This is a genomic window from Flavobacterium solisilvae (assembly GCF_012911605.1).
In the GTDB taxonomy this organism is placed as follows: Bacteria; Bacteroidota; Bacteroidia; order Flavobacteriales; family Flavobacteriaceae; genus Flavobacterium; species Flavobacterium solisilvae.
Map to the genome: position 1 here is coordinate 1 of NZ_JAAMPT010000183.1, position 13,293 is coordinate 13,293.

The 13,293-nt window shown below is 32.4% G+C and carries 15 protein-coding genes; 6 read left to right on the plus strand and 9 right to left on the minus strand.

What is annotated here, in order from left to right:
- Positions 1-403, plus strand: a 403-nt coding sequence (locus G6042_RS01025) for a putative Ig domain-containing protein (RefSeq protein WP_169522407.1), incomplete at its 5' end; no start/stop codon positions are given.
- Between the two features lie 40 nt (positions 404-443).
- Positions 444-1,256 carry a UbiA prenyltransferase family protein gene (locus G6042_RS01030; RefSeq protein WP_169522408.1) on the plus strand — a complete coding sequence of 271 codons (813 nt, stop codon included), beginning with the start codon at positions 444-446 and terminating at the stop codon, positions 1,254-1,256.
- A 37-nt stretch (positions 1,257-1,293) separates the two neighbouring features.
- Here G6042_RS01030 and G6042_RS01035 read toward each other — a convergent pair whose 3' ends face one another.
- The 8 genes from G6042_RS01035 to G6042_RS01070 all read right to left on the minus strand — a co-directional run bounded on the left by G6042_RS01035 (position 1,294) and on the right by G6042_RS01070 (position 8,592).
- Positions 1,294-1,680, minus strand: a complete 387-nt coding sequence (locus tag G6042_RS01035; protein ID WP_169522409.1) for a hypothetical protein — start codon at positions 1,678-1,680, stop codon at positions 1,294-1,296.
- A gap of 11 nt (positions 1,681-1,691) precedes the next feature.
- The gene (locus G6042_RS01040; protein WP_169522410.1) at positions 1,692-2,036 is read right to left on the minus strand and encodes a hypothetical protein; all 345 of its coding nucleotides are present in this window, start codon (positions 2,034-2,036) and stop codon (positions 1,692-1,694) included.
- 393 nt (positions 2,037-2,429) lie between these two features.
- On the minus strand, positions 2,430-2,933 hold the full coding sequence (locus G6042_RS01045) for a GbsR/MarR family transcriptional regulator (protein ID WP_169522411.1): 504 nt from the start codon (positions 2,931-2,933) through the stop codon (positions 2,430-2,432).
- A 141-nt stretch (positions 2,934-3,074) separates the two neighbouring features.
- Positions 3,075-3,872: a hypothetical protein gene (locus tag G6042_RS01050; RefSeq protein ID WP_169522412.1), complete on the minus strand. Its 798-nt coding sequence runs from the start codon at positions 3,870-3,872 to the stop codon at positions 3,075-3,077.
- A gap of 262 nt (positions 3,873-4,134) precedes the next feature.
- Positions 4,135-6,162 (minus strand): M3 family metallopeptidase, encoded by a 2,028-nt coding sequence (locus G6042_RS01055; protein WP_169522413.1) that lies wholly within the window; start codon positions 6,160-6,162, stop codon positions 4,135-4,137.
- 93 nt (positions 6,163-6,255) lie between these two features.
- Positions 6,256-6,744 carry a 5-(carboxyamino)imidazole ribonucleotide mutase gene (gene purE, locus G6042_RS01060; RefSeq protein ID WP_169522414.1) on the minus strand — a complete coding sequence of 163 codons (489 nt, stop codon included), beginning with the start codon at positions 6,742-6,744 and terminating at the stop codon, positions 6,256-6,258.
- Positions 6,745-6,831: 87 nt separating this feature from the next.
- On the minus strand, positions 6,832-7,983 hold the full coding sequence (locus tag G6042_RS01065; protein WP_169522415.1) for a 5-(carboxyamino)imidazole ribonucleotide synthase: 1,152 nt from the start codon (positions 7,981-7,983) through the stop codon (positions 6,832-6,834).
- Positions 7,984-8,055: 72 nt separating this feature from the next.
- Complete coding sequence (locus G6042_RS01070) at positions 8,056-8,592, minus strand: hypothetical protein (RefSeq protein ID WP_169522416.1); 537 nt, start codon at positions 8,590-8,592, stop codon at positions 8,056-8,058.
- Positions 8,593-8,699: 107 nt separating this feature from the next.
- Here G6042_RS01070 and hpt point away from each other — a divergent pair, with 107 nt between their 5' ends.
- The 4 genes from hpt (at position 8,700) to obgE (ending at position 12,402) form a co-directional block, all read left to right on the plus strand.
- Positions 8,700-9,230, plus strand: coding sequence for a hypoxanthine phosphoribosyltransferase (gene hpt / locus G6042_RS01075; protein WP_169522417.1), 531 nt, complete (start codon positions 8,700-8,702; stop codon positions 9,228-9,230).
- Between the two features lie 35 nt (positions 9,231-9,265).
- Positions 9,266-9,838 carry an adenylate kinase gene (locus tag G6042_RS01080; RefSeq protein WP_169522418.1) on the plus strand — a complete coding sequence of 191 codons (573 nt, stop codon included), beginning with the start codon at positions 9,266-9,268 and terminating at the stop codon, positions 9,836-9,838.
- Positions 9,839-9,925: 87 nt separating this feature from the next.
- Positions 9,926-11,149 (plus strand): hemolysin family protein, encoded by a 1,224-nt coding sequence (locus tag G6042_RS01085; RefSeq protein ID WP_235933160.1) that lies wholly within the window; start codon positions 9,926-9,928, stop codon positions 11,147-11,149.
- 218 nt (positions 11,150-11,367) lie between these two features.
- Positions 11,368-12,402, plus strand: a complete 1,035-nt coding sequence (gene obgE, locus G6042_RS01090) for a GTPase ObgE (RefSeq protein ID WP_169522420.1) — start codon at positions 11,368-11,370, stop codon at positions 12,400-12,402.
- Between the two features lie 66 nt (positions 12,403-12,468).
- Here obgE and G6042_RS01095 read toward each other — a convergent pair whose 3' ends face one another.
- On the minus strand, positions 12,469-12,897 hold the full coding sequence (locus tag G6042_RS01095; RefSeq protein WP_169522421.1) for a hypothetical protein: 429 nt from the start codon (positions 12,895-12,897) through the stop codon (positions 12,469-12,471).
- Positions 12,898-13,293 lie beyond the last annotated feature (396 nt).

Genomic DNA, 13,293 nt, shown 5'->3' on the forward strand with positions numbered 1-13,293 from the left:
TAGTCCAAGTTTACCAAACGGATTATCATTGGACACAACAACCGGAATAATTTCTGGAACGCCAACGGTTTTACAATCGGCTACGGATTATGAAGTTACGGCTACGAATTCTGGTGGAAGTGTTTCGTTTATTGTTTCAATTGCAGTGGAAGAAGAATTAGGTTTGATTGATGAAGTGAAAAAATTGTTCACGGTTTATCCTAATCCATTTGAAAATGAAATAAATGTTATTCATGAGTTTGACGATGTTTTGTATTCGATTTTCAGTTTGGATGGAAAAGAAATTCAAAGAGGACGATTGTTAAATTCAAAAATTAGTATCAACCAATTGCCTTCGAGCGTATATTTGCTAAAACTTCAATCCGAAGAAAAAGTGCAAATTATTAAAATGGTTAAGCAATAAAATCAGAAAGGAGTTTTTTATAAAACTCCTTTTTTATTCATTGAAAATACTAAAAAAAATATTCGACTTTTATGTCAACGGTAGCATTCATGTGGCGTTGTCGGTTTTTGCTTTAACGCAAATGACTGGTTTTTTGTTTCAAATAAAGGACATAGAAAACGTTTCGTTATTTGCTTTTTTTGGAACAATCGTTGGTTATAATTTTGTCAAATATGATGCTTTAGCGCGAAGCCAAAAACTCCAAATGCGATTGGAATTGAAAGCGATTGCAGTTTTGAGTTCAATTGCTTTTCTAGCTTCGGGATATTTTTTTTATCAGTTGGAAAGTATAACTCAACTTATTGGTTTTGGATTTTTAGCACTAACATTATTATACACTTTGCCTTTTTTTCCGAATAGAAAAAATGCTCGAAACTGGGCTGGAATTAAGATTTATATCGTAGCGATTTGTTGGGTTGGCGTAACACTTTTTCTGCCAATTATCAATAGTCAATTGTCATTTGATAGTTATGTTTTTTTAGTAGCTGTTCAGCGATTTATTCTAATTTTTACGTTGGTTTTAATTTTTGAAATCATCGATTTGAAATTTGATGATCCACATTTGAAAACCGTTCCGCAGCAAATTGGCGTTTTTAAAACCAAGCAAATTGGCGTTGTATTGATGTTGATTTTTGTTTTGCTTGAACTTTTATCCGAAGATTTTATCCTTGAATTTTTAATTGTAAAAACAGGATTAGCAGTAACTACGGTTTTATTTTTACTTTTTGTACATGAAAATCGTTCTCGATATTACGCTTCGTTTTGGGTAGAAAGCATTCCAATTTTATGGTGGTTGATGGTAGTTATATTATAAACAAGACAGGTTTTCAAAACCTGTCTTGTTTGTTGATTTACGCTTTAAAAACAATTCTTTCTTCAGTATGAGTTTCTCTTGCTTTTCTTTTTCCTCTAAAGAAAAAGTAAAGATTTAAGAACAACATCAATCCGAGATAGATTGTAAAACCACCAATTTTATAACTCAATTTTTCTATCAAAAGTTGATACGTATTGTCATAAAGGTTCATTTCTAAAATCATCAAAGCAAATCCTAAATTCAACAGATAAAATCCAGTTTCAAAGAGTTTGTTGGTTGCAATTGCAATTTCTTCGCGACCTTTAAAAATATCAAGCATATAAATTTTACTGTTTTTGAACAAAGTTTTAGAAACATAATAGGTTAAAAACAAAGCAACTGGTAAATAAATAGCATAACCGATTAAAATTTTTGTAGTTTCCATAGTATAAAGATTTAAATTAATTTTTGAATGTATTTTGTAATGATATAAATGTTGAAGTAATGAAGCATGGCAATGATGCAAATAATTGTTGCGGTTTTAATCGAAATTACTTCAACTAATTGTGGATAGGAAATGATTTTGTCCCAAGAAATTAGCGTCATCCCACAGTAACCCAGATTTAAAAGATAATATCCAATAAGCAACACTTGATTTGTTTTTTGGCATAAATCTTTATGTTCAGGTATCAATTGAGCTACGTAAATATTTCCATTTCGGTAGCAAATTTTACCGACATTTATAATGATGAATGTGGTTATCAATAAATATATTACGTAACCAATAATGTTTAGGTTCATGGTTTAATGATGTTATATTTTGAATTTGAGAAACTACAATAGTTTAGATATAAATTGTAAACTGCTATAAGAAGGCACATATAGAAGATTTCATTTATATAAAACTTAAAAAATAAGACCACAATAAACCAATAAAGTATGTAAAAAATAAGCAATAGTCTATTGTGAGCAATTGCATAAAATGTAAAGATGAAGGATATAAAAACTTGAAATAATCCAAGAAGAACTAAAAATCCAACACTATCTATATCATAGTTAATTACATTATCAATAAATACTCCTAATAAAGATACTATTGTAAGAATTAGATTTAGGTAAAATACAAACTGTCTCATAATTATCTATTGTTTTAAACTTTCAGAAAAAAATGAAAGTTTTGATTAAAAAAAGGTTTTACTTCATTATTTTTACAACTAGTTTTGCTAACCAATTGTCTTTGTATTCTGTTATTTTGTCCAGCATATTATCTGCTTTTAGAACGAAGTCATACAATTTAGATGTTTGATCAACAAAATGTTTCTCGGCAGCTGTTCCGTCAGATTCTAATGCAGAAACTTCTTTTAAAACTTTTAATGCAGGTTTTATTTCACGTTTGCTTCGTTCTCTTGAAATTTTAACGGCTAGTTCGTCTAAATCTTTTTCAGCTGTAAAAAATTCACGACGTTCGCCAGCTTTGTATTCTTTATAAACAATTCCCCAATCCATTAAAGCTCTTAAATTCATTGAAGCATTTCCTCTTGAAATTTGCAATTCTTCCATAATATCTTCCATAGAAACTGCTTCGTGCGAAACCATCAAAAGCGCATGGATTTGAGCCATGGTTTTGTTAATTCCCCATTGACTGCCCAAAGCACCCCAAGTTTGAACGAATTTATTTTTAGCTTCTTTGAATTCCATTTTGATGGTTATTTCATTTTGATAGGACAAAGTTAAGTAAAAGTTTTTAAAGTTTCAAAAAAAAATGAAAGTTTATTTAAAGAAAACCTTTATTGGTTTTCGGTCTTGTATTTAAATGATTTAGGATAGTTTTTGAAGTAATTAATCTTTGAAAAAATCAGGATAATTTACATTTAATAAATATTGAAGGTAATTATAAGAAGAATAAAACTCAAAATCGTTTTCAATATTATTTTCCATATTTTCAAGTTCTTCAATAACTTTCTTGTCTTCTGAAAAGGTTTCTTTAAAATATGAAATTCCAAATATTGGGTGATTATTATACAGTTTGCCAAAGGAATAATTGCTAGACAAATTTTCGTATTCATTATCAATAATTTCTTTTTTGTTCAAATATTTGTTATTGATGTTATTGATGTTTTCAATTAAACTAGACTTGAGATTCTTCAAAAATAAATCTATATTATATTTGTATCTTTTATGAGTTTCTATTAATTCATAACAATTCAAAATTCTTTCGTAATGAAAAACTTTGTCAGATTCTAAAAAATAATTGAAATTTTCATTGACTATGTTTACTAAATTTTTGAATTCTGTTTTTTCTAAATTTTCTAAAATTTCAATAGATTTTCTTTTAAATTCTGAAATTATAACCTTTGTTTTCTTTAATATTAAATCAAAATTTTCATTTAGCATTAAAAAATGATTACTTATAACTTCGTCAGTAAAATAACCACTCGCCTCAAATTTAAAATTATTGTCTTTTTGATATTTTAAATAGGTGATATCACCTAATTCATTTGGATGAAATCCAAAAAGGCAAAAAGATTTTAGGGACTTATCTTTACTTCTACTTATTGGATGTCCAATTAATTCATTTCTTAATTCACGATTTTTTCTAAAGTTTATTTTGTGCTTTAAACCAAATGATTTGTTCAATTCATAAATTAAATCTTGTTGCACGTAAATCAATTGGAGAATACCAATAGAATTTAAAAAACGATTTTCCAATGAGTTTTTCTTATCAAGTTTTATGCTTTCCAAAATAGGTAAGGTATCATGGAAATATCCAAAAATTACTCCAACGTAATTGGTGTCTAACTCATTATTGAAATTTAATTTTTTTCGAAAGAAATTATATTCCCATATGTAATGTCTCCAAGTATCCTCGATTAATTGTAATTTTTCTTTCGTTTTCATATTATATCAACCCAGCACGTTTCAACAACGCATCAGCCTTCGGTTCTTGACCACGAAAACGTTTGTACAATTCCATTGGTAATTCGGTTCCGCCTTTTGAAAGTACGTTATCTTTAAATTTTGTGGCTACTTCTTTATTGAAAATACCTTGTTCTTGGAAATACGCAAATGCATCGGCATCCAAAACTTCAGCCCATTTATAACTGTAATATCCAGACGAATAACCGCCAGCAAAAATATGCGAAAACGAAACGCTCATACAGTTTTCAGCAACATCAGGATATAAAGTTGTGCCTTCGAATGCTGCTTTTTCAAACGCTTTTACATCAGTAATTTCGGTTGGATTATTGCTGTGAAAAGCCATGTCTAAAAGCCCGAAACTCAATTGACGCAATGTTGCCATGCCTTCTTGAAAACTTGCACTTTCCTTGATTTTTTCAACATACTCTTGCGGAATAATTTCTCCAGTTTCGTAATGTTTTGCAAACAATGCCAACGCTTCTGGTTCGTAACACCAGTTTTCCATCACTTGGCTTGGTAATTCCACAAAATCCCAATACACAGACGTTCCAGACAAACTTGGATAGACTGTGTTGGCTAACATTCCGTGTAATCCGTGACCGAATTCGTGGAATAACGTCGTTACTTCATTAAAAGTCAAAAGTGAAGGCTTGGTTTCGGTTGGTTTTGTAAAATTACAAACGTTGGAAATATGTGGTCGTTCGTTTTTTCCGTCTTTTATGTATTGCGATTTGAAACTCGTCATCCAAGCGCCATTTCGTTTTCCTGGTCGTGGAAAAAAGTCGGCGTAAAAAATGGCTACTAATGCTCCAAATTCGTCTTTTACTTCGTAAGTGGTAACTTCTTCGTGGTATTTGTCGATGTCAAAAACTTCGGTAAAAGTTAATCCGAATAATTTATTTGCAATGGTAAACGCGCCATTCAAGACATTTTCCAATTTAAAATAAGGTTTCAATTTTTCATCATCCAAATTGAATAATTTCTGTTTCAATTTTTCAGAATAGTACGCGCCGTCCCATTTTTCTAATTTTTCAATTCCGTCTAATGCTTTAGCGAAAGCAGTTAATTCGGCAAATTCACGTTCGGCTGCAGGTTTTGCTTTAATCAATAAATCATTTAAAAACGATTTAACTTTTTCGGGATTTTGCGCCATTCGTTCTTCTAAAACAAAGTGTGAATGCGTTTCATATCCTAATAAATTGGCACGTTCAAAACGTAATTTCGCAATTTTAAGTGTGATTTCTTGATTGTCAAATTCGTTGTTTTGAAATGCTTTTTTTCCGGCTGCGATAGCAATTTCTTTTCGCAACTCACGATTTTCGGCATAAGTTACAAATGGTAAATAACTTGGATGATCTAAGGTAAAAATCCAGCCATCAAGATTTTTGCTTTTTGCTAACGATTTTGCGGCTTCAATTGTTCCTTCTGGCAAACCTTTTAAATCGTTTTCATTAGTAATATGAAGTTGATAATTATTGGTTTCTGCCAAAACATTTTCGCTGAACGTTAATTTTAGTTTAGCCAATTCAGTATCGATTTCGCGAAGTTTAGCTTTCTTTTCTTCCGATAATAAAGCGCCGTTTCTAGAAAAACTTTTGAATTTTTTATCTAGCAAAGTCGCTTGTTCTGTGGTAAGGTTTAAAGTGTTTTTTTGCTCGTAAACCGATTTTATTCTTTTGAATAAATCTTCATTCAAAGTGATATCGTTACTGAATTCGGTCAATAATGGTGTTACTTCTTGAGCGATTTTTTGCATTTCGTCACAAGTTTCAGCCGAATTCAAATTGAAGAAAATCGATGATAATCGTTCTAATGCATCACCAGAAAAATCCAATGCTTCAATCGTGTTTTCGAATGTTGGAGCTTCTGGATTGTTGATAATAGCGTCGATTTCTGCTTTTGCCGAAGCGATATTTTCGATAAAAGCAGGTTTATAATCTTCCATTTTAATTTGAGAAAATGGAGCAGTATCGTGTTTTGTATTGAATTTTTGTGTTAGTATTTTCATTTTTTGTTTCACTAAGTTTCGCAAAGTTTTTTCACAAAGTTTCACAGAGATTTTTGTGTAACTCTGTGTTTAACTTCGTGTGACTTTGTGCAATTATTTATTTTTCAATTCATTTGAAGCTTTATTCACCGCTTCTTTCAAACTCTCTTTGTAGAAGATAATTTTGTCAAGCACACATTTATCATGACTTCCAATGATTTGTGCGGCAAGAATTCCAGCGTTTTTTGCTCCGTTTAGCGCAACAGTTGCCACCGGAACGCCACCAGGCATTTGCAAAATCGACAAAACCGAATCCCATCCATCGATTGAATTACTTGATTTTACAGGAACACCAATTACTGGCAATGGCGACATCGAAGCGACCATTCCGGGTAAATGAGCCGCGCCACCAGCACCAGCAATAATTACTGAAATTCCTCGTGTGTGGGCGTTTTTGCTAAAATCAAATAATTTTTCGGGTGTTCTGTGTGCCGAAACGATATCTACTTCGGTTTCAATGTCAAATCCTTTTAAGATGTCGATGGCTTCTTGCATGACTGGCATGTCGGAAATAGAACCCATTATTATGGCTACTTTGCTCATGTTTATATGTTGAATTTTAAATTTTAAATTTTAAATGATTGTAATTACGTTCGTTTAAAATTTAAAATTCATAATTTATAATAATTTTTAACTAATCACTCGAATACTATTCTTCACTTTCTCAGCAATTTTTCTAGCTTCATCCATATTTTCATTTACAATCGTAACATGTCCCATTTTTCTAAATGGTCTTGTTTCTCTTTTGCCGTAAATGTGTGGCGTTACACCATCAATTGCCATTATTTTCTCGATATTTTCGTAAATTACTTGTCCAGAAAAACCTTCTTCGCCGACCAAATTTACCATAATTCCAGCAACTTTACTATTTGTATTTCCTAAAGGCAAATCTAAAATGGCACGTAAATGATTTTCAAATTGAGAAGTATAACTTGCTTCAATACTATAATGTCCCGAATTGTGTGGTCTTGGCGCAACTTCGTTAACCAAAATTTCGTCATCTTCGGTTTGAAACATTTCTACCGCTAATAAACCAACGTGAGTGAAAGCTTCTGAAACTTTAAGTGCTATTTCGGTTGCTTTTTTAGCCACTTTTTCGTCTATACGAGCAGGACAAATTACATATTCTACTTGATTGGCTTCGGGATGAAATTCCATTTCCACTACAGGATAGGTTTTTACTTCGCCAGAAACCGAACGAGCAACAATTACAGCCAATTCATTTTTAAACGGAACCATTTGTTCGGCAATGCATTCTACTTCGGGTAAATTTACCAAATCTAATGTAGAACGAACGATTTTTACACCATTTCCATCATAGCCAAACTGCGCACATTTCCACACAAATGGCATTTCTAATTCGTCTTTTTCTAACGATTTTCTCAAATCATTTAAATCTACAAAACGCTGATGAGGTGAAGTTGGGATGTTATTTTGAACATAAAAATCCTTCTGGCGACCTTTATTTTGAATTAATCGCAAGGTTTTTGGCGAAGGATAAACAGGTAAACCTTCAGCTTCTAATTTATCTAAAGCATCAAGATTTACATTTTCAATTTCGATGGTTAGCAAATTTACCATTTTGCCAAATTGATAAACCGTATCAAAATCCATTAAACTTCCGCGAAAGAATTTTGTTGCGCCAAATTGACTTGGCGCTTCTTCACTTGGATCGAGAATGTAGGTTTGGATGTCAAATTTTCTAGTATCGGCGAGTAACATTTTACCTAATTGTCCGCCACCGAGAATTCCTAATTTAAAATCGGATGAGAAATAATTCATTTTGTAGTTGTAGTTGTTTGCGCAAAGATAAGAGTAAGAATTTAGAATTCAGAGTTTAGAATTCAGAAAATACTATTTGTTGAGTTTCTTTAATAAATTTCTTGTTGCTGCTTGGTAAGCCGCAGAATGATTGGAATAATCTTGAGAAATAATCATTTTTAATTCATCGTGAACCCAATCATATTTTTTGCCTAAAACAAAAAGCGCTTTCATGGCATATACTTTTGAAGCTACTTTTTCGTCTTGAATTAATCGGTCAAGTAACGCTTCAATTAAGTTGTGTTCTTGTTCTTGTGTGAGCGAAATGCCGTTTTTCCTATGATTACTTTTGGTTAAAAAGAAAGCTATTTTAGTTGCTGGTCGTAATGCGGAATCGTCTTTAATTTTTGGAAGTATGATGCAGAAATCTTCTATGTAAACAGCAAATTGTTTTAATTTTTTTTCGCAAACCAAGTCCAAACTCCAAAACGCTTTTACATGTAAATCGTGTTCGATATCAAATGCTAATCGTATCATTTCATCGAGATGATTTTCGTTTTTCATAGCAAAATTGCTAACCATTTTTCGGCTAGCAACGTGACATGTACTGGCTTCGATTTTTTGATACATTTGGCTTTTCATTTGGTAAATATATCTAATTTGCAAAAAAGTGTCAATACTTACTGCTTAATACTTTATACTTCATTAAATTTGCAACTTATTTTAAATCAAAAATAATGATACATCTTCACGATAAATCTTTTGAGCCATTCATTTCTTCTGAAGAAATACAATTTGCAATTCAAAATATGGCAAAACAAATGGACGACGACTTTTTTGATGAAGTTCCAGTTTTTATTGGGGTTTTAAACGGTTCTTTCATGGTTTTGTCTGATTTAATGAAAAATTACAGAGGAATGTGTGAAGTGAGTTTCATTAAAATGGCTTCCTATGAAGGAATGGAAACGACCAATGAAGTAAAACAGTTAATTGGTTTAAACCAAGATTTAGAAGGAAGAACGGTTGTAATAGTAGAAGATATTGTTGATACAGGAAATACAATTGAAGAATTGAAAGCTATTTTTAAAGATAAAAAAGTAAAACATTTAAAAATAGCAACACTATTTTTCAAACCAGAAGCATACAAAAAAGACATCAAAATAGATTATATCGGTATCAGAATTCCAAATAAATTCATTGTAGGTTATGGTTTAGACTATGATGGATTGGGTAGAAATCTTCCAGACGTATATCAATTAGCACAATAACAGACAACAAATAATAACAGACAACTTTTAATAAAATGATTAACATCGTTCTTTTCGGAAAACCAGGTGCAGGAAAAGGCACACAAGCTGAATTTTTAAAAGAAAAATACAATTTAACACATCTTTCAACAGGAGATATTTTTAGATTTAACATTAAAAATGATACCGATTTAGGAAAACTTGCCAAAACATTTATGGACAAAGGCGATTTAGTTCCAGACGAAGTAACCATTCAAATGTTGCAAAGCGAAGTAGATAAAAACCCACATTCAGCAGGATTTCTTTTTGATGGTTTTCCAAGAACATTAGCTCAAGCTGCGGCTTTAGATAAATTTCTTGAAAGCAAAGGACAAAACATCACAGCAACGGTTGCACTTGAAGCTGACGATGATATCTTGGTAGCACGATTATTAGAAAGAGGAAAAACCTCTGGAAGACCTGACGATCAAGACGAAGAAAAAATTCGTAATCGATACCAAGAATATAACGAAAAAACCGCACCTTTGATGGATTATTACAAAGGACAACAAAAATTTTATGCTGTAGATGGAATTGGCACCATCGAAGAAGTTACAAAAAGAGTTAGCAAAGTAATAGATAATTTGTAACTTAGTGCCTGTAAAGGTTAATCAAACATTTTTCAATTGGAAATTTTTATAATTTTTCTTCTTATTTTATTGAACGGAGTTTTCTCAATGTCTGAGATTGCGCTCATTTCTGCTCGAAAAAACCGATTAGAAACTGCCGCAAAAAAAGGCAATACCAATGCTAAAGTGGCTTTAGATTTAGCCAATTCTCCCAACAAATTTTTATCAACTGTACAAATCGGGATAACGCTTATCGGGATTTTAACCGGTATTTATTCTGGTGATAAAATTACCGATGACGTAAAGTTGTTTTTTGATGGTTTTGCCTCATTGCAGCCTTATTCTCAAAGTATTGCTGTTGGAGTAGTAGTAGTGGTTTTAACGTTTTTCTCTCTAGTTTTGGGCGAATTAATCCCAAAGCGAATAGGTCTAAACTATCCTGAGACTATTGCAAAAGCCGTTGCCGTACCCATGAAAATGGTTTCTGTAATAACAGCACCATTTATTTGGTTATTAACCGTTTCAACAGATTTCGTTTTAGATGTATTTAAAATTAAACCAACTGCTGACGGAAAAGTAACAGAAGAAGAAATCAAAGCCATCATCAAAGAAGGAACTGAAGGTGGAGAAGTTCAAGAAATAGAGCAAGACATCGTGGAACGCGTTTTCCACATTGGCGATAGAAAAATAAACTCCTTGATGACGCATAGAAAGTGGATTGTTTACCTTTCTACTGACGATACCATCGAAGAAATAAAAACTAAAGTACTCGACGAATTGCATTCCGTTTATCCCGTTTGTAACGAAAATCTTGACGAAGTACAAGGAGTCGTTTTGATGAAAGACTTGTTTGCCAATTTCGAAAAAGGAAATTTCGACCTAAAATCGATAACCAAAGAACCGGTCTATTTAATCGAGCACACATCAGCATACAAAGCACTTGAAAATTTCAAAAAATCCAAAGTGCATTACGCTTTTGTAACCGATGAATATGGTGTTTTTCAGGGAATTATCACGCTAAACGATATACTCGAAGCACTCGTTGGCGAAGCATCTGATTTTGACGAAGACGAATACCAACTTGTGTCTCGCGAAGACGGAACTTGGCTCGTTGACGGATTATATTCGCTACACGATTTCCTAACCTATTTCGACATGGACGAACTAACCAACGATTACGACGTAACCACAGTAAGCGGACTAATCATGACCGAAATGGGTAAAATTCCAACACAAGGCGAAAAACTAATCTGGAACAAACTCGAACTCGAAATCATCGATATGGATGGCGTAAAAATTGACAAAGTACTAGTAAAATCAATAATAGAATAAAAATATAAGGAGCGAATCGTTAGGGCAAAAAATAAACCATTTTCCTGCTTTTCGTTACAATCTTTTTTTGTTTTTGTCACACCGAGCGCAGTCGAAGTGCAATTGCTAAAAAAAACAAAAAAAGGATTTCCACTACAATCAGGGCTAAAAAGCTAGCCACAAAAACTACATGAAAAAACAGCTATAAGCTTATTGCTTAAAGCAAAAAGAAAAAGACAATGACAGAAGGTAACTTTGTAGACTACGTAAAAATATACGTTTCCTCAGGAAAAGGAGGAAAAGGATCATCACATTTGCACCGCGAAAAATTCATAGAAAAAGGCGGACCAGATGGTGGCGATGGTGGTCGTGGTGGACACGTAATCATAAAAGGAAACAAAGGACTTTGGACATTATTTCACCTAAAATTTGCTCGACACATCAAAGCTGGTCATGGTGGCGATGGCGGAAGTTCACGAAGTACAGGACACGACGGCGAAGACAAAATCATCGAAGTGCCACTTGGAACCGTAGTTCGCGACAAAGAAACCGAAGAAATTCTATTTGAAATAACCGAACACGGCGAAGAAAGAATTCTAGTAAAAGGTGGAAAAGGCGGATTAGGAAACTGGCATTTTAGAAGTTCCACTAATCAAACGCCGCGTTATGCACAACCAGGAATGCCAGTTGAAGAACTAGATGTAATTTTGGAATTAAAGGTTTTAGCAGACGTAGGCTTAGTAGGTTTTCCAAATGCTGGAAAATCAACCTTACTTTCTGTTTTAACATCAGCCAAACCAAAAATTGCTGATTATCCGTTTACGACCTTAAAACCCAATCTTGGAATTGTGGCGTATCGTGATTTTCAATCGTTTGTCATTGCCGACATTCCAGGAATTATAGAAGGTGCAGCCGAAGGAAAAGGATTAGGACATTATTTCCTTCGTCATATCGAGCGAAATTCAACGTTGTTGTTTCTTGTTCCAGCCGATGCCGATGATATTAAAAAAGAGTACGATATTTTGCTTGACGAACTTCGTCGTTATAATCCAGAAATGCTCGACAAAGATAGATTGGTAGTCATTTCTAAAAGCGATATGCTCGACGACGAACTTAAAGCCGAAATGAAACAAGAATTGGATAAATCTTTCAAAGGAATACCGTATATGTTTATTTCCTCAGTTGCTAATCAAGGATTAATCGAACTAAAAGACAAACTTTGGCAAATGCTCAACATCGATACTGAGCAACCTGAAAATAGCCACGGACTATAAAACAAAATCCCATCTCGTGATGGGATTTTTTCTTGACAAGGATTGATAATCAGTACTATCAATTTTTTATTTTTTACATTCTGAGTAATCTACTTCAAACTCATAATTTTTGTCACTCAATTTTTTAATTGCTGAATTTGAGTTGTGAGCAGGTTTATAAGATGCACCTGTTCCTAAATCTACAGCAATTCCAACTAGTCCAAATGATAATGCAGAAAGTATAAAGTTTCCGGTTCTAAAAGATTTATCGAAAGTTTGAGTTTTAGAAGGACAACCTTCTTGTTTCACTTCAACAACTAATGGTTGATTTCTTGAAAAAAGACTAGTGGCTTGTCCATTACCTAATTTTTGACCATTAACAAATATTTCTGCGTTTGGTTTGTCTTTTACTTTAATAGTACCATTATATTTGCTACCGCCAAACATAACACCGCAACTATTGAAAAATAATGACATGCATAATAAACTTGCTACTAGGTAAATTTTTTTTCTCATAAATTATTAAATTAGAATACTAAACCTACTTTCAGATATTTTATTGTCGCTGTTTCGGCATTTCCGACAGTTCCTTAAACCTATAATAACGTTGTTATTATGACTATTTATTTCTTATAATCAATTCAAATTGAATACTTTTACATGGAAGTCAATTGTTCTAAAATGATTATTATGTTTAATAACTATTACTTTTTCAAATCTATAAAATTTTTTAAAATAATAATTAAAATTTTTAACCTCAAACTTTTTTCTCAAACTTGTCATTGCTTCGCCAGTTCGATTTCTATGATATTACAAAATCTTTTTGATAAATAGTTTCATTATTTATTAAGGCAAAAATTCTATGAATAATTTTATTTCTGATAGCATTTAAAATACTCATTTTATTTTTGC